The organism is Mycobacterium spongiae (assembly GCF_018278905.1).
Classification (GTDB): Bacteria; Actinomycetota; Actinomycetes; order Mycobacteriales; family Mycobacteriaceae; genus Mycobacterium; species Mycobacterium spongiae.
Genome location: NZ_CP046600.1, coordinates 1,639,556 through 1,655,206 on the forward strand (window position 1 = coordinate 1,639,556; position 15,651 = coordinate 1,655,206).

At 66.6% G+C, this 15,651-nt stretch carries 16 protein-coding genes; 9 read left to right on the forward strand and 7 right to left on the reverse strand.

What is annotated here, in order from left to right; all coding sequences use genetic code 11:
* The first annotated feature begins 16 nt into the window (after positions 1 to 16).
* The 6 genes from F6B93_RS06690 to F6B93_RS06715 all read left to right on the forward strand — a co-directional run bounded on the left by F6B93_RS06690 (position 17) and on the right by F6B93_RS06715 (position 5,531).
* Positions 17 to 883: an ABC transporter ATP-binding protein gene (locus tag F6B93_RS06690; RefSeq protein WP_246541101.1), complete on the forward strand. Its 867-nt coding sequence runs from the start codon at positions 17 to 19 to the stop codon at positions 881 to 883.
* A complete protein-coding gene (locus tag F6B93_RS06695) occupies positions 880 to 1,755 on the forward strand; it encodes an NUDIX hydrolase (RefSeq protein WP_211698388.1) in 876 nt (291 codons plus the stop codon). Before F6B93_RS06690 ends, F6B93_RS06695 begins: the two co-directional genes overlap by 4 nt.
* On the forward strand, positions 1,752 to 2,528 hold the full coding sequence (locus tag F6B93_RS06700) for an enoyl-CoA hydratase (protein ID WP_211698389.1): 777 nt from the start codon (positions 1,752 to 1,754) through the stop codon (positions 2,526 to 2,528). Before F6B93_RS06695 ends, F6B93_RS06700 begins: the two co-directional genes overlap by 4 nt.
* 10 nt (positions 2,529 to 2,538) lie before the next feature.
* A complete protein-coding gene (locus F6B93_RS06705; protein WP_211698390.1) occupies positions 2,539 to 3,531 on the forward strand; it encodes a class I SAM-dependent methyltransferase in 993 nt (330 codons plus the stop codon).
* Entirely contained in the window at positions 3,465 to 4,742 is a 1,278-nt protein-coding gene (locus F6B93_RS06710; protein WP_211698391.1) for a THUMP-like domain-containing protein, read from the forward strand. The genes F6B93_RS06705 and F6B93_RS06710 overlap by 67 nt, the downstream gene beginning before the upstream one ends.
* 81 nt (positions 4,743 to 4,823) lie before the next feature.
* Positions 4,824 to 5,531: an esterase gene (locus F6B93_RS06715; protein ID WP_211698392.1), complete on the forward strand. Its 708-nt coding sequence runs from the start codon at positions 4,824 to 4,826 to the stop codon at positions 5,529 to 5,531.
* A 44-nt stretch (positions 5,532 to 5,575) separates the two neighbouring features.
* Here the strand turns inward: F6B93_RS06715 and F6B93_RS06720 are convergent, their stop codons facing one another.
* Positions 5,576 to 6,874, reverse strand: coding sequence for an outer membrane protein assembly factor BamB (locus tag F6B93_RS06720; RefSeq protein WP_211698393.1), 1,299 nt, complete (start codon positions 6,872 to 6,874; stop codon positions 5,576 to 5,578).
* A 143-nt stretch (positions 6,875 to 7,017) separates the two neighbouring features.
* On the opposite strand from F6B93_RS06720, the gene F6B93_RS06725 reads away from it, so the two are divergent.
* Positions 7,018 to 7,755: an acyltransferase gene (locus tag F6B93_RS06725; RefSeq protein WP_211698394.1), complete on the forward strand. Its 738-nt coding sequence runs from the start codon at positions 7,018 to 7,020 to the stop codon at positions 7,753 to 7,755.
* A 17-nt stretch (positions 7,756 to 7,772) separates the two neighbouring features.
* On the opposite strand, the gene F6B93_RS06730 is transcribed toward F6B93_RS06725, so the two are convergent.
* Genes F6B93_RS06730 through F6B93_RS06745 form a run of 4 tightly spaced genes read right to left on the reverse strand, consistent with a single transcriptional unit; the run spans position 7,773 to position 12,308 of the window.
* Positions 7,773 to 8,321 (reverse strand): anti-apoptotic protein, encoded by a 549-nt coding sequence (locus F6B93_RS06730; RefSeq protein ID WP_211698395.1) that lies wholly within the window; start codon positions 8,319 to 8,321, stop codon positions 7,773 to 7,775.
* 29 nt (positions 8,322 to 8,350) lie between these two features.
* On the reverse strand, positions 8,351 to 9,712 hold the full coding sequence (locus F6B93_RS06735; RefSeq protein ID WP_211698396.1) for a cryptochrome/photolyase family protein: 1,362 nt from the start codon (positions 9,710 to 9,712) through the stop codon (positions 8,351 to 8,353).
* Between the two features lie 9 nt (positions 9,713 to 9,721).
* The gene (locus tag F6B93_RS06740; protein ID WP_211698397.1) at positions 9,722 to 10,201 is read right to left on the reverse strand and encodes a TspO/MBR family protein; all 480 of its coding nucleotides are present in this window, start codon (positions 10,199 to 10,201) and stop codon (positions 9,722 to 9,724) included.
* Positions 10,194 to 12,308, reverse strand: coding sequence for an MMPL family transporter (locus F6B93_RS06745; RefSeq protein ID WP_211698398.1), 2,115 nt, complete (start codon positions 12,306 to 12,308; stop codon positions 10,194 to 10,196). Before F6B93_RS06745 ends, F6B93_RS06740 begins: the two co-directional genes overlap by 8 nt.
* A 76-nt stretch (positions 12,309 to 12,384) precedes the next feature.
* Here F6B93_RS06745 and F6B93_RS06750 point away from each other — a divergent pair, with 76 nt between their 5' ends.
* Positions 12,385 to 12,879 (forward strand): MarR family winged helix-turn-helix transcriptional regulator, encoded by a 495-nt coding sequence (locus F6B93_RS06750; protein WP_425518531.1) that lies wholly within the window; start codon positions 12,385 to 12,387, stop codon positions 12,877 to 12,879.
* Positions 12,880 to 12,919: 40 nt separating this feature from the next.
* Here F6B93_RS06750 and F6B93_RS06755 read toward each other — a convergent pair whose 3' ends face one another.
* A complete protein-coding gene (locus F6B93_RS06755; RefSeq protein ID WP_211698399.1) occupies positions 12,920 to 13,315 on the reverse strand; it encodes a hypothetical protein in 396 nt (131 codons plus the stop codon).
* Between the two features lie 251 nt (positions 13,316 to 13,566).
* Here F6B93_RS06755 and F6B93_RS06760 point away from each other — a divergent pair, with 251 nt between their 5' ends.
* Positions 13,567 to 14,205 carry an SOUL family heme-binding protein gene (locus tag F6B93_RS06760; protein ID WP_211698400.1) on the forward strand — a complete coding sequence of 213 codons (639 nt, stop codon included), beginning with the start codon at positions 13,567 to 13,569 and terminating at the stop codon, positions 14,203 to 14,205.
* Between the two features lie 9 nt (positions 14,206 to 14,214).
* On the opposite strand, the gene F6B93_RS06765 is transcribed toward F6B93_RS06760, so the two are convergent.
* Complete coding sequence (locus F6B93_RS06765) at positions 14,215 to 15,570, reverse strand: TIGR01777 family oxidoreductase (protein ID WP_211698401.1); 1,356 nt, start codon at positions 15,568 to 15,570, stop codon at positions 14,215 to 14,217.
* Between the last annotated feature and the right edge of the window lie 81 nt (positions 15,571 to 15,651).

The following is a 15,651-nucleotide window of genomic DNA, read 5'->3' on the forward strand; positions in this document are numbered from 1 at the left end:
CGGCAGCCGTCACAGCCTGGCGGTACGGCACGATGGGCGGGTGCCCGAAACTGGAAGCGACGCGGCCGATCCCGATTTGCTGATCGATTTCCGGACCGTTTCGCTGCGCCGCAATGGGCGCACCCTGGTTGGGCCGCTGGACTGGGCGGTCGAGCTCGACGAACGGTGGGTCATCATCGGCCCCAACGGTGCCGGTAAGACGTCGCTGTTGCGCATTGCCGCGGCGGCCGAGCATCCGTCGGCGGGCATCGCCTATGTACTTGGTGAACGGCTCGGTCGAGTCGACGTTTCGGAGCTGCGCGCCCGGATCGGGCTGAGTTCCTCGGCGCTGGCGCAGCGGGTGCCCGACGACGAACTCGTCGGCGACCTGGTCGTCTCGGCCGGCTACGCGGTGCTGGGACGGTGGCGGGAGCGCTACGAGGAGGTCGACTACCGCCGCGCGACCGACATGCTGGAGAGCTTGGGTGCTGAGCATCTCCTCGACCGTTCCTACGGCACGCTGTCAGAAGGCGAGCGCAAGCGGGTCTTGATCGCTCGCGCTCTGATGACCGATCCGGAACTGCTGTTGCTCGATGAACCGGCCGCCGGCCTGGACCTGGGCGGCCGCGAGGAGCTGGTAGCCCGGCTGGCCGACCTCGCCGCCGACCCGGACGCGCCCGCGCTGGTGCTGGTCACCCACCACGTGGAGGAGATTCCGCCGGGCTTTAGCCACGCCATGTTGATGTCCGAGGCCCAGGTGGTCGCGTCGGGTTTGTTGCCCGACGTGCTTAACGGCGAGAATTTGTCCGCCGCCTTCGGGCAGCGGATCGCGGTGGACGTCGTTGATGGGAGATACTTCGCCCGTCGGATTCGCACTCGCGCGGCCCACCGGAGGCAGCCATGAATTCACCCCGTGAGCCGTCAAAGCCCCCTGCAAAGCCCCCCCTGACCCCGAGACCGGCGGCGACGGTCATGTTGATCCGCGACTCGGCAGACACGGCGCCCGGCCTGTCTGTGTTCCTGATGCGAAGACACTCGGCGATGGATTTCGCGGCCGGGGTAATGGTGTTTCCCGGTGGCGGCGTGGACGACCGCGACCGCAACGCCGACTTGGGCGGGTTGCGGGCCTGGGCCGGCCCACCGCCACGGTGGTGGGCGCAGCGGTTCGGCATCGAAACCGACCTGGCGGAGGCGCTGGTTTGCGCGGCGGCCCGCGAAACGTTCGAGGAATCGGGGGTGCTGTTCGCCGGGCCGGTTGACGATCCAGACGGCATCGTTGGCGATGCCTCGGTATATGGCGACGCCCGGCTAGCGTTAGCCGACCGTTCGTTGTCGTTCGCGGATTTCCTGCGACGGGAAAACCTGGTGCTGAGATCTGATCTGCTGCGGCCATGGGCTAACTGGGTCACCCCCGAGGCCGAGCTCACCCGCCGTTACGACACCTATTTCTTCGTGGGAGCGCTCCCGGAGGGACAGCGTGCCGACGGTGAGAACACCGAGTCCGATCGTGCGGACTGGGCGTTGCCGCAGGACGCGATTGACGACTTCGCGGCCGGCCGCAGTTTTCTGTTGCCGCCGACGTGGACGCAGCTGGATGCGCTGGCCGGTCATAGCGTCGCCGATGTGCTGGCCGTGGAGCGCCAGATCGTTCCGGTGCAGCCGCATCTAGCGCAAAAGGGTGACAACTGGGAGATCGAATTCTTCGATTCCGACCGCTACAACCAGGCCCGACTCTCCGGCGGATCCACCGGATGGCCAGGACAAGGGCCTCTGTGAGCGAGTTCGTCAGCGTCGTGGTCAGCGACGGCTCCCAGGATGCCGGTCTCGCGATGCTGCTCCTCTCGCGACCGCCGACCAACGCGATGACTCGTCAGGTCTACCGCGAGATCGCCGCGGCGGCCACCGAGCTGGGCCACCGTGACGACGTCGCCGCGGTAATTCTGTTCGGTGGCCGCGAGATCTTCTCCGCGGGCGACGACATGCCCGAGTTGCGGACACTGACCGCGCCCGAGGCGGACACCGCGGACCGGGCTCGACGCGAGGCCCTCGATGCCGTCGCGGCGATCCCGAAGCCGACCGTGGCTGCGATCACCGGATACGCGCTGGGCGCCGGCCTCACGCTGGCCATGGCCGCGGACTGGCGCGTCGGCGGCGACAACGTGAAGTTCGGCGCGACGGAGATCCTGGCCGGCCTGATCCCGGGCGGGGACGGCATGGCGCGGCTCACCCGTGTCGTAGGCGCGGGCAGAGCCAAGGAGCTGGTGTTCAGCGGGCGCTTCTTCGACGCCGAAGAGGCCCTCCAGCTGGGGCTGATCGAGGAGATGGTGGCGCCCGACCAGGTGTACGACGCCGCCGCCGCGTGGGCGCGGCGCTTCCTCGATGGCCCGCCGGGTGCGCTTGCCGCGGCCAAGGCCGCAATCAATGATGTCTGCGACCTGGGACCGGCTGAGCGCCACGCCGCGCAACGCCGTCGCTATCGCGAGGTGTTCACCGCTGGTCACGCAGCTGCCGATAGAGCTGCTGCCAGCGGTGGGCTGGGCGACGGTTAGGCTGCCCTTCATGACGAGGAGTACGAACATCCCCGCGGACTCAGCGGCACCGGCTTCGACGCACCATCCAACCGCGGAGCAAGTCGAAGCGGCCCGCCACGACAGCAAGCTCGCCCAAGTGCTCTACCACGACTGGGAGGCCGAGAGCTACGACGACAAGTGGTCGATCTCGTACGATCAGCGCTGCGTTGACTACGCCCGAGGCCGGTTCGATGCCATCGTGCCCGCCAACGTTATCCGCGAGCTGCCCTACGACCGGGCTCTGGAACTAGGCTGCGGAACCGGGTTCTTCCTGCTCAACCTGATCCAGGCCGGAGTCGCCCGGCGCGGGTCGGTCACCGATCTATCACCCGGCATGGTCAAGGTCGCCAGCCGCAACGGGACGTCGTTGGGGCTCGACATCGACGGGCGCGTCGCCGATGCCGAGGGCATCCCCTACGACGACAACACCTTCGACCTCGTGGTCGGACACGCCGTCTTGCACCACATTCCCGACGTCGAGCAGTCGCTGCGCGAGGTACTGCGGGTCCTGCGCCCCGGGGGCCGGTTTGTGTTCGCCGGTGAGCCGACCACCGTCGGCGACGGCTACGCTCGCACCCTGTCCACCCTGACCTGGCGTGTGGTCACCAACGTCACCAAGCTGCCCGGCTTGCGTGGCTGGCGCCGGCCCCAGGGCGAGCTGGATGAATCCTCGCGGCTAGCGGCGCTCGAGGCCCTGGTCGATCTGCACACCTTCACACCACAGGATCTCGAGCGGATGGCCACCGACGCCGGGGCCAGCGAAGTCCAGACCGCCAGCGAGGAGTTCACCGCAGCGATGCTGGGCTGGCCGATGCGCACATTGGAGTGCGCGGTGCCGACCGAACGGCTGGGCTGGACCTGGGCAAAGTTCGCGTTTACCAGCTGGAAGACACTCGGCTGGGGCGACGCCAACGTATGGCGTCACGTGGTGCCGAAGAGCTGGTTCTACAATGTCATGATCACGGGGGTCAAGCCGTCCTGAGCGGTGACGGCACCGGCTTTGCCTTCACCGTCGACGACGTCAGCTACCTGCGGTCGGAAAGGGGTGCCGCGGCGCTCGCAGCGGTCGCAGAATTCGAGCTGACAGCCAGCTCACGCCTTGCCGACATCGCCGCGGTGCGCGCCCGGTACGGCAGTCTGGCCCCGGTCCTGGTGGAGACAACGCTGCTACGCCGTCGGGCGGCCGTGAAGCTGGGCGCGCTGGGTGGGCCCAGCGTTGGGGTATCCCAGTGGCTGTTCACCGACGAAGCGTTGCAACAAGCCACCGCGGCGCCCGTTGCGTTGCACCGGGCCAAACGGCTCGCCGCTGGCGCTCGCGTCGTTCACGACGCGACCTGCTCCATCGGTACTGAGCTAGCCGCGCTGCGTGAGCTGTCCGTGCCAGCGGTGGGCAGTGACACCGACCCGGTCCGATTGGCCATGGCGCGGCACAACGTGGGCACGACGGCATTCCTGTGTCGTGCCGACGCGTTGCGCCCGGTGACCCGAGAAACGGTCGTCCTCATCGACCCGGCGCGTCGCCGCGGTGGGCGGCGCCGGTTCAGCCCGGGTGACTACACGCCCGGCCTGGGCGCGGTGCTCGATTGCTACCGCGGCCGAGATCTGGCCGTCAAGTGCGCTCCCGGAATCGTTTTCGACCAACTCAACCGATTCGGTTTCGACGGCGAGATCGAGGTGACCTCATACCGCGGCTCCGTCCGGGAGGCCTGCTTGTGGTCGGCGGGATTGGCCCAGCCCGGAGTGCGCCGGCGAGCCAGCATCCTCGATACCGGCGAAGAGATCAGCGACGCCGAACCGAGTGACTGCCCCGTGGGGCCCGCGGGGCGATGGATCGTCGACCCCGACGGCGCAGTCGTTCGCGCCGGCTTGGTCCGTCACTACGGTGCCCGGCATGGGCTGTGGCAGCTCGATCCGGACATCGCCTATCTGTCGGGCGATCGACTGCCACCGGCAGTGCGCGGATTCGAAGTGCTCGAGCAGCTGACGTTCGACGAGCGTCGGCTGCGTGCGGCGCTGTCTGCGCTGGACTGCGGCGCCCTGGAAATCTTGGTCCGTGGTGTTCAGGTCGATCCGGACGCGCTGCGTCGACGACTACGGCCGCGGGGGAACCGGCCACTGTCGGTGATCATCACCCGCGTCGGTCGCGACGCCTCCGGGCGCGCGGCGGCGTATGTGTGCCGTCCTTCTTACTAGTGCCCGGTACGCTTGCGGCGGTCAGCTGAAGCGACTGGCTTTTGGTCGCGCGAGGTTTTGGTCTGCGAGGACGATTCGACAATGCGCTATCTGATAGCGGCGGCACTGCTGATTCCTGCCCTCTTGGTGGGCTGGCCGGCGGCCGCCGAGCCGCCGTCGTGCTCCAGCCTCGGCGGAACGATCGAGGGTGCCCAAATCTGTCACCTGCACGACTCCGGCGCGAAGTACACGCTCGACATGAGATTCCCCGTCGACTATCCGGACCAACAGGCGCTGACCGACTACGTCACGCAGAACCGGGACGGGTTCGTCAACGTCGCGAAGGGTTCCCCGGGGCGCGACCAGCCCTACCAAATGGAAGCGACCAGCGAACAGTACAGCTCGGGCCAGCCGCCTGAGGGCACCCGGAGCGTGGTGCTCAAGTTCTTTCAGGACCTGGGTGGGGCGCGCCCGTTCACGTGGTACCAGGCCTTCAACTACGACCTCGCAGGCAAACGGCCCATCACGTTCGACACGCTGTTCGCACCCAGCACTGGGCAGCCAAAGCCATTGGACGCCATCTTCCCCATCGTCCAGCGGGACCTGGAGCGGCAGACCGGGCTGGGCATCACCATATTGCCGTCGACCGGCCTTGATCCGGCCCACTACGAGAACTTCGCCATCACCGACAGCGACGTCATCTTTTACTTCGCCGAGGGGGAGCTGCTGCCGTTCTTCGCCGGTGCGCGCCAAGCCCGGGTACCGCGTACCGACATCCCGCCGCTGGCTATCGACGGCGACCGCGGTTAGCACGCCGGGCCAGTCAGCGACTGGATCGCCGCGGCGTTATCCGGTCACGATGGCGACGGTGCGAAGCTGTAGACCTGGCCGTCGCTGGTGGCGGTGGTCACCCGGCGATCCTTGCCGACCGACACACCGACCGGATATCCCGTCGCTTCGGGTAGCGGATAGCTATGGATCGTGTGGCCGTCGGCCGGATCGAAGATCAACAACGACAGACCGGGCGCTCCCGCATGGGGTGGACCGCTGACCACGGTGTAGCCAACATCAGCGCCGGCCAGACTCGAGCTGGATAGGGCAGTGAGGTCGTCGCGCCGCCAGGCCTGGTCGGCGTGATCGCCGGCATCGACAAACGCGGCCAGCCGCGTGTCGGGTCCACCGCCGGACACGATCAGGCCCGCAGGGGTGACCGCGGGCGGCGTCTGGGCCAGGAAACCCAGCGGCACCGACCATTTGGCTTTCCCGTCCGCGGTGGTGAGCGCCCACAGCCGTTGGTCGCGGCCGTTGACATAGACGGTCGAACCGTCCGCGGACAGGACCGGGCTGCCCAGGACGCCGGCCCCAACAGCGTCGCTGGTCCACTCCCGGACGAGCTCGTTGGACTTGTACTTCAGTCCGACCAGTGCGGCGGCCGGCGCGTCGGGTTCCCACACGCCGATCACGACGATCCCGTTGACGCTCGAGAACGCCGGCGCGGCGGCGACCGGGCAACCCGGCCGCGCCGGTGCGCAATCGGCCAGCCCACGCGTCGCGTCGGTGGGATCGACACCGTCCACCAGGTCTATCGGACTGCCGATCACCCGGCCGCGGCGGGTGTCGAACACGAGCACCTGCCCTAGGTGGGTGCTCACCAGCAGGTGGCCGTGACCCACAAAGCGCGGGGTGGACGGCATCCCGATCACAGGTTGCCGCCAGCGCGTCCACTGGGTGGGCGGGAACGAGAGGATCGCTCCTGGCTGGCCGACGTAGAGGTTGTCGAAGCCGTCGAACAACGGGCCGGCAAAGCCGCCGCCCTGGGCCAGCCGCACACACCAACGCTGCCGGCCATTGTCGTTGCTTTCCCACTCCATGAGCGAACAGCCGGCTGGGGTCTGCGCGTTGAGTGCGAGGTAACCGCGCGAACTCAGGGCCGGTCCAGCCGCCAAGGTCCCTTTGACCGAACGTGTCCACTGCAGCGTGAGTTCGGTGGCACCGGTGGTTGTCGTATAGCTGCTGTTGGCGGCGTCGCCGTACGGCGCGGGCCAACCTTGCGCGGGTGCGGCGTCAACCCAGGAGTCCGTGTTTGCGCAACCGTTGAGTCCGAACGTCACCACAGCAGCGAAAACTGGAGCCAGAAAACGTCGCGCTAGCACCTGATTTCTTCGCAGGTTCCCAAATCCTTCCGCTACGCGGGTCGGTCATCGGCGAGTCGGGCCGTACGGCACCAGCAGCGATTGAGTACAGGTGAGGGTAACCCGTCATCGGCAGGCTCGGTGGCAGGCTAGGCTGGCGGGCCATGACGACCATGTGGGGCGCTCCGCTCCATCGCCGGTGGCGCGGATCGCGATTGCGCGATCCGCGCCAGGCCAAGTTCCTCACGGTGGCCTCGCTGAGATGGGTGCTGGCCAACCGTGCCTACACGCCGTGGTACTTGGTGCGGTACTGGCGCCTGCTCAAGTTCAAGCTGGCCAACCCTCACATCATCACCCGCGGCATGGTATTTCTGGGCAAGGGTGTGGAAATTCACTCCACCCCGGAGCTGGCGCAGCTCGAGATCGGTCGCTGGGTGCACATTGGCGACAAGAACACGATCCGGGCTCATGAAGGTTCGCTCCGGTTCGGCGACAAGGTGGTGCTCGGCCGGGACAACGTCATCAACTGCTACCTCGACATCGAGCTCGGCGACTCGATGCTGATGGCTGATTGGTGCTACATCTGCGACTTCGACCACCGGATGGACGACATCACGCTGCCGATCAAGGACCAGGGCATCGTCAAGAGCCCGGTGCGGATCGGACCGGACACGTGGGTCGGAGTGAAGGTGTCGGTGCTGCGTGGCACCTCGATTGGGCGGGGCTGCGTGCTGGGTTCGCATGCGGTGGTGCGCGGCGTCATCCCCGACTATTCGATCGCGGTCGGCGCTCCGGCCAAGGTGATCAAGAATCGGCAGGTGTCCTGGGAGACCTCGGCCGCCCAGCGCGCGGAACTCGCTGCAGCGCTAGCCGACATCGAACGCAAAAAGGCGACCCACTAGAGCTAGCCGGATGCGGCCTAGTTCGGTTTGGGGTGGTCGTCGACCTTGAAATCGAAGTTGACATCGCCGCCGTCCACGCTGCCGACGATGACCGAGATGCCGTATATCTTGCTGCCGTCGTGGAGTTCGCACCGCAGTGTCGCGCCCTCGACGCCTTTCAAGTTTTCGGGGCATGTCACCGAGTCGGGGCGCTCACCGACCTGTTGATAGAGCCTGTTGCTGATGATGGCGGCGACTTGGTCTTTGCCGACCGTCTCCACCATGTCGAACTTCACGTTTTTTCCTTCGATGGCGGTGACGGTGACGTTGACGTCAAAGCTTCGGTCGTTGACCATCATCTCGCAGTTGATCTCGGCTCCGACCGTTGCCGGTAGGTCAGTGGGGCAGGTCACCGAGTCAGGTTCGTCGCCGGCGGCGTCTGTCATCTTCTCGGTGATCTGTTTTTCGACGTCGGACTTGCTCACCGAGTTCGCTGATCCGATCGAAAACGAACACGCTGTGGCACTAGCCACCAGGCCAGCGGCAGCGCCCGAGACCAACAACGTCCTAACCATCGAGTGAGTCATCTGGCCTCCCTGACATCGACAACTGTGAATTAGCTGATGATTCTATGCTGACCAGGTTCTGAAACGGCGAGTCGGTAGCGGCGCAATGCTTCGATGCGCTCGCAATTGTGGTCGACGATGGGTGCCGGATATCCCTGCGGCAGATTTCCGGTGGGCCGATGGACATCGTCGGCAGCGGCGAGTTCAGGAACCCAGCGGCGAATGTAATCCCCACTGGGGTCGAACTTTTCGCCCTGCTTGATCGGGTTGAACACCCGGAAGTAGGGCGCGGCGTCGGTGCCCGATCCCGCGCACCACTGCCACCCATGCTGATTACTGGCCAGGTCGCCGTCGACGAGTTGATCGAGGAACCAGCGCGCCCCCCACTGCCATGGCAGATGGAGGTCTTTGACCAAGAACGATGCGGCGATCATCCGCACGCGGTTGTGCATGAATCCGGTCTGACGAAGTTGCCGCATCCCGGCATCGACCACCGGGAACCCGGTTTCACCGGCCTTCCAGCACTCGAAGAGGCGTTGTGCGTCCGCACCGGTATCGGTCTGGATCCGGTCGAAGTCACGGTTCCAGTTGCGCCAGGCGCTGTCCGGCCAGTGGTGTAGCACCGCAGCGTAGAAATCCCGGAATGCCAACTCCCGCAGGTAGCTTTGCGCTCCGACGTCGCTTCGGTCGAGGCTGGCGACCATGGTTCTGGGGTGGATCGTGCCGAACTTCAGGTGCGCCGACATCCGGCTGGTGCCCGCGAGGTCTGGTCTGTCGCGATCGACCGCATAGCGGCCCAGCCCGCTGTCGACGAACGCTGCCCATTGCGAGAGCGCCGCGGCTTCCCCGGCAGCGAGGTCGAGTGTGGCGCCGGGGTCGGGGATCTCGCATTGCTCGACAGCCACCTGCGTCGGATCGAGCCAGCGTGCTGAATCGGCGTTGGATGCCGCCGGTGCCCGCCAGGGCCTATCGCACCATCTGCGATAGAACGGCGTGAACACCTTGTAGGGGACCCCGCCGTCTTTGGTGACACGACCTGGCGAGGCCAGATAGGGAGACCCCGTTGGCACCAGCGGCACCGAATCCAGCGCTGCGGCTACGCGTTCGTCGCGGCGCCGTCCGAACGGCGCGAAGTCTTCGGAGATGTGCACCGACGACGCGCCGACCTCCCGGGCGATCCGGGGAATCCGTGCTTCGGGTGCCCCGTGGGTCACCAGGAGCCGGCCATCGAGGCTGTCTCGCAGTTCGCGCAGCGAGTTGGCCAAGAACTGCAGCCGTCGCACGCCCGCGGACTCGACCAGCCGTGGATCGTAGACAAAGCAGGCCAGCACCTCGTCGCTGGCCGCCGCAGCCGCCAAGGCGGGATGATCGCGCAACCGCAGGTCGCGACGAAACCACAGCAATGCGGGCATTGTTGGCGCTCAGCGATTGAGCCGCCAGATGTGGGTGGCGAGCGCGGTGGCAAACGCGCACCACAGGGGGTAGGGGAGCAGTGCCCATCCGGCGCGCCGATCGGCGTCCGCGGTCCGTCGGGCCAGGTCGGCGCTGCTGGCCGTCAACGCCGCCGCGCCCAGCGCCGATGCTCCCAGCTTGTGGTAGCGGAAGAACAGCCAGCTCCAGCCCGCGTTGAGTAGCAGGTTGAGACTCAACGCGGCGATGTAGCGGCGCGCCTTGTCGCGCTGTCCCGTGACGCGAAACCGGTCGATGGCCACCGCGGACGTCGTGGCAATGTCTCCGTAGAGGGCGGTCCAGGCCACGGGGAACGCCGCGTTGGGCGGTTGGTAGGGCGGCTTGCGCAGCTGCGAATACCAGTCCTGGTTGGATTGTGGATTGGCAAAGATACCGCTGCTGGATGCCGCCGCTACGGCTGTCGTGGTCGCCGCCAATGTCGACCTATTCATCGGATCCTCCTTTGGTGAGTTGTTGGCCCTCAACCGGTTTGGGTTCGCTCGGCCACCAGATGCGATCGCCGATCAGGGTGAACAAGGCCGGGATCACCAGAGTGCGCACCACAAAGGTGTCGAGCAAGATGCCCAGGCCGACGATGATGCCCAGCTGGGTGAGCACGATCAGCGGTAGCACGCCCAGCACACAGAATACGGCGGCCAAAACCACTCCGGCGCTGGTGATCACGCCGCCGGTGGCCGACACCGCGCGGATCATGCCCGCAGACGTGCTGCGGGCGCCATCGCACGCCGTCTCTTCTCGAGCCCGGGTGACCAGGAAGATGGTGTAATCCACCCCGAGTGCGGCCAGAAACAGGAAAGCGAACAGCGGGGTGCTGTTGTCCAGCGCTGGAAAGCCGAATAGGTGGATGCTGGCCCAGCCGCCCAGGCCAAGTGCTGCGAGCGCGCCGAGGATCGTTGTGGCCAGCAGGATTAGCGGCGCTAGCGCGGACCTGAGGAGCACATATAGGACGCCCAGGATGACGGCCAGGATCGCCGGAATGAGCACCACCCGGTCATGCGCGGCCGCGTCGCGAACGTCGAGCGCCTGGGCGTCCGCCCCACCGACCAGCGCTTCGGGCGCCGCCATCGTGGTTGACTTGCGCAGTGCTGCAACGGTATTAAACGCTTGATCCGATGACGGCGCGGCGTCGATCACCACCGACCACTTCGTCAGCCCGGTGGTCGACGTTCCTGTTGGTGGCGCCGAGATCACTCCGGGAGTCGCGGTGATCGCTCGCTGAACTTGTGGCGCCTGCGCAGTGGGGGCGATGACCTGCGTCGGGCTGGCGAGGCCGGCCGGAAAATGCTGGGCGAGAATGTCGAACCCGGACACCGAATCTGCCTTGACGCGGAACTGTTCGGTCTGCGACAAACCGATTCGGGTGCCCAGCAACCCGGTCGCCAGCCCTGCGAGAAGCCCAATCGTGACTACCGCGACCAACGCCGGTCGACGGGCCACCCGTTCGGCGACCCCATGCCACAGTCCCGAATCGAGGTCGGCGCCGTCATTCGGCTGCGGGATGAACGGCCAGAACAACCGCCGGCCACACATCGCCAGCAGCGGCGGCAGCACCAAGAGCACTGACGCTGCCGCGACGACCAGCGCACACGCTGCCAGCGCGCCCAGGCTGCGGGTGCTCGGTGTTGCGGCGAAAATCAGGGTGAGCAGCGCCAGCACGACGGTGGCGTTGCTGGCGACGATCGTCGGTCCGGCCATGCGCACCGCGCGCCGCAGCGCTTCACGATGGTGACGGTGTCGCCGAAGTTCTTGGCGGTACCGCGAAATCAGCAGCAGCGCATAGTTGGTTCCCGCGCCGAACACCAGCACACTGGTGATTCCTGCGGTGGAACCATCGAAGCTGAGGCCGGTCAGCGTCGCCACCGCGGTGCCGACGGAGGACGCAACCCGATCGGCGAATCCAATCACGAGCAGGGGCACCAACCACAGCACCGGGGAGCGGTAGGTGGCGATCAGCAACAGGGCCACGACCGACGCTGTCACCGCCAAGAGGGTGATGTTGGCTCCGGTGAATGCGTTGGCGATGTCGGCGCCGAACGCGGGTCCGCCGGTCACATGCGCTTCGAGGCCGCCCGGCAGGCCGGCGGTGGCGGCCGAGCGCAGTGCGGCTACGGCGTCGTTGAGGTCCAGACCCGACAAGTCGGCGTTGATCGGCACCACCCCGATGGCCGCCTGGCCGTCGGCCGACACCATGGGCGGCGTGGCCGGCGGGTCGGTTCCGGGGTGGGCGACCGCCCGCATCCGGTGACTGGCATCCACGGCGGCCTGGATGTCTGCCCGGTCCAGCGTCGCGCCGTCGGTTCGGGTGACCACCAGGATCAGCGGGGCCTGGTCGCCACCCGGGAACTGGCGGTCCAGCGCTTCGACCTTCGCTGACTCCGAATCTGTGGGAACTGATTGCGGTGCCTGACCTGCGTCGGCGTTTCCTCCGATCAGCACCATCAAGGCGGTCGCCAGCAGGACGAAGCCCAAGCCCGGGCCCCATCCCCGCAGCCGCGACCGCCGGTCCGTGACGGCGGCGGCGAGTGATTCCCACGTCACAAAACCATATTACTTCAGTGAGTTAATTATTGAGCAAGTGAAACTAAAAGCCAGACGGCATATGATGGACGCGGGTATGAACGCTGATGAGCAGACCTGGACACGCGCTCAACTGGAATTGTCGATCGCGGCGGACGTGCGTCGGTTATCGGCCGAATCCGACCAGATCGGCCGGCTTTTCGCGGCATCACACGACGTGCGGCCCACCGACTTCCGCGCGTTGCTGCACATCTATGTCGCCGAAACCGCCGGGCAGCCGGTCACGGCCGGCGATCTCAGCCACCGGATGGGCCTGACCGGTGCCGCCATCACCTACATGGTGGACCGCCTTATCGACTCGGGTCACATCCGACGCGACTCGCACCCCAACGACCGGCGCAAAGTCGTCCTACGCTACGCCGAAACCGGTCTCGACACCGCCCGCGCGTTCTTCAACCCGTTAGGGGTGCACACCCATACCGCCTTGAGCGACCTGACCGACGCCGACCTCGCGGCCGCGCAACGAGTGCTCGCCGCGCTTGTCACCGCGATGCGTCGTTTCCAGGTCGAATTGGATGTCGCCGAGCACTGATCCCGTGCGAACTGGCCAGTGACACCGCTCTTGTGGTGACCTATGCCCGGTGTTGCAGCGCCGCGAGGAGCCCTTCGGTGTCCGCGACGGTGACGGTCAGGGCGGAGTGATCGCGCAGGCCTAGGACACGAGGGATCCGTGGCTCGAAATGGATACAGACTCCGGCGAGTGCGTTGGTGCCGAACGTCAGTCCGTCATCGACGAACGACAGCCTCGGGCCGACGGCAGTCCACCATCGGTACGGCCCGGTGATGTGTGCGTCGGAAATGGTGGCTAGTGGCGCTTCGGCGCGAAAGGGTCCGTAGCGGGCGATGAAGTGTCCGTCTTCGGTCAATGTCACGCCTTGGTTGCCCGGCCACCGAAACGGTAGCCACAGTGGTGCCAGCCGTAGATCGTAGCGATAGGGGAAGTAGTGGCGCGTGTGTCGGGGTTTCATTGCACAGCTCCGATCTTCGGCGCGATCTCAGGTGCGTCGCCCGGTTGGTCCCAGGAAAAGGCTACTGGTCTGCGGCTGGCATCCGCAGCTCGCGGCGAGGTCGTCGCGGGCGCGGGGTTTTCGCTACCTTGAAGACGTAAGGGGGCCGAATGCCTCGCGCAGAGCGGCTCGATGACAACCGAAAGCTCAGTGACAACCGAAAGCTCGATGACAACCGAAAGCTCAATGACAACCGAAAGGCGGATCCTCGAATGCTGGGACGTATCGCGGCGCTGCTGACCCAACTCGGCGAAGCCGCCGGATTTGTCGTCGGGCTGCGGCTCGGGATCGAAGAACCGCCGCACACGGTCGAGACCACGCTCGACGGCCTGCAGATCCGTCGCTATGGACCGCGTATCGCGGCCGAGACCCTGGTCGAGGACACCGAGGAAGGTTCCCGCAACCGTGGGTTCCGCACCCTGGCCGGCTACATTTTTGGCGGCAACCACGCCGACTCGAAGATCGCAATGACGGCTCCGGTCAGTCAAAACCAGGCCAATGGTGGCCAGCGCATCGCTATGACGGCGCCGGTGGCTCAGGAGGCCGGGCCCGACGATGGGTGGGTGATCCGGTTTTTTATGCCTGCCACGTGGACGTTGGATACCCTGCCGGCGCCCAACGACGACGCCGTCAAACTCGTCGAGCTACCGGCAGAGGACTTCGCGGTCCTGCGTTTCACCGGCGCCCGCGGGCCGCGCGCCGTCAAATCGCGCACCGAAGAATTGCTCCGTCGACTCCGCGACACCGATTTCCGGCAGGCTGGTCCCGCGGTAGCGTGGTTTTACGACCCGCCCTTCACTATTCCCTGCTTGCGCCGTAACGAGGTTGCCGTTCCGGTGACCCGGCGATAAGCGAGCTGCTCAGGCAGTGCGCCCGAGGAGGTGCCGCAAGGCCGATTCCAGGTCCGCGTGGCGAAACCGGTGTTGCGCCCGGGTGAGTCGGTCGGGTGAAACCCGCTGACTGGCGCAGGCAAGTTCTCGTGCGCCCTGCTCGCCGAGCAGTAACCGCGGACCCAGCGCCGGTACCGGCAACATCGCGGGCCTGCCTAAGACGTGGGCGAGGGTGTTCGTGTAGTCGATATTGCGAACCGGTTGCGGGGCTACCGCATTCACGGGTCCAGACAGTGTGGCATCCCACAGGGCGCGGTGATAGACGTCGATCTGGTCATCAATCCCAATCCAGGACAACCATTGTCGGCCGTCGCCGAGCCGGCCGCCGAGTCCCACGGTGAACAGTGGGCGCAGGAGCCGAAGGGTGCCGCCGCGCGGGGATTGCACGATTCCGGTGCGTATCCGAACCACCCGCACGCCGTCGCGCTCGGCGGGGGTTGTCGCGTCTTCCCAGTCGGCCACGACGTCGGCGAGGTAGCCGTCGCCACGGTCACTGTCCTCGGTGAGGATCTCATCGCCGCGGTCGTATCCGTAGTACCCGATCGCCGAAGCGCAGATGAAGACGGCCGGCCCGCCAGCGGTGCGCGCAGCGAGTTCGGCCAACCTGCGTGTTGGGCCAATTCGACTGTTGCGGATGGTGTCCCGATGATCTGCGGTGAATCGTCCCGCGATCGAGGCGCCTGCCAAGTGCACCACGGCGTCAATTCCGGTGAGCAGCCCCGGATCGGGGTCATCGGGGTTGTATCTTCGCTCGGATATGTCGCGTGGGGTGCCGCGGACCAGCCGGATGACACGATGGCCCCCGGTGCTCAGAAACGCGGCCAGCGCAGAACCGATCAACCCCGACGACCCCGTGATGGCGACGGTCTTCGGCGTCAGACCGCTGGCCGCTGCGACTCGGTGCGCGGCCAAGTCATCGGCCAGCTGACGGTGCCGGTAGCTGAACGTCGCCCGCAACGCCCACCCGGGCACCGGAGTCTGCAGCCGGTCGATGACTCGGGTACGGCCGTCTCCAAGATCCTCGAACTCGTGGGTATGGCGCCATCGGCCGACCAGCCGCGGCGGTAGGGACATCAGCCCGGCGCTGCTGATGGTATCGACGAACCGCTGCGGGGGATCGAAGGAATCGGGCTGGTGCGCAGCGACCCAGCGCAGGCCGCCCGGCAGCGCGAGCGTAGCGCGCCCATCCTTCAGCGATGCCGCTTCGCTGACCAGCTGCATGGGCTGCCACGGGGGAGACAGGCGATGAAACGCGCCCGGTCTACCGTGCCACGCGAACACCTCGTCGCGGGGCGCATCGATGACGCTCGAATACTCCAGGCCCATCACTTGACGTTACCGGTGACCGAGCGTGGATGCTGGCGCCACTGCGGGGGGAATGCATTCGGGGATAGTGGTGGGTGTGGA

Bases quoted from the DNA above. Each gene is read 5' to 3' on its own strand.
- F6B93_RS06695 (WP_211698388.1), top strand. From the start codon at position 880: ATGAATTCACCCCGTGAGCCGTCAAAGCCCCCTGCAAAGCCCCCCCTG.
- F6B93_RS06705 (WP_211698390.1), top strand. From the start codon at position 2,539: ATGACGAGGAGTACGAACATCCCCGCGGACTCAGCGGCACCGGCTTCG.
- F6B93_RS06710 (WP_211698391.1), top strand. From the start codon at position 3,465: ATGGCGTCACGTGGTGCCGAAGAGCTGGTTCTACAATGTCATGATCAC.
- F6B93_RS06715 (WP_211698392.1), top strand. From the start codon at position 4,824: ATGCGCTATCTGATAGCGGCGGCACTGCTGATTCCTGCCCTCTTGGTG.
- F6B93_RS06725 (WP_211698394.1), top strand. From the start codon at position 7,018: ATGACGACCATGTGGGGCGCTCCGCTCCATCGCCGGTGGCGCGGATCG.
- F6B93_RS06730 (WP_211698395.1), bottom strand. From the start codon at position 8,321: ATGACTCACTCGATGGTTAGGACGTTGTTGGTCTCGGGCGCTGCCGCT.
- F6B93_RS06735 (WP_211698396.1), bottom strand. From the start codon at position 9,712: ATGCCCGCATTGCTGTGGTTTCGTCGCGACCTGCGGTTGCGCGATCAT.
- F6B93_RS06740 (WP_211698397.1), bottom strand. From the start codon at position 10,201: ATGAATAGGTCGACATTGGCGGCGACCACGACAGCCGTAGCGGCGGCA.
- F6B93_RS06750 (WP_425518531.1), top strand. From the start codon at position 12,385: ATGAACGCTGATGAGCAGACCTGGACACGCGCTCAACTGGAATTGTCG.
- F6B93_RS06755 (WP_211698399.1), bottom strand. From the start codon at position 13,315: ATGAAACCCCGACACACGCGCCACTACTTCCCCTATCGCTACGATCTA.
- F6B93_RS06760 (WP_211698400.1), top strand. From the start codon at position 13,567: ATGCTGGGACGTATCGCGGCGCTGCTGACCCAACTCGGCGAAGCCGCC.
- F6B93_RS06765 (WP_211698401.1), bottom strand. From the start codon at position 15,570: ATGGGCCTGGAGTATTCGAGCGTCATCGATGCGCCCCGCGACGAGGTG.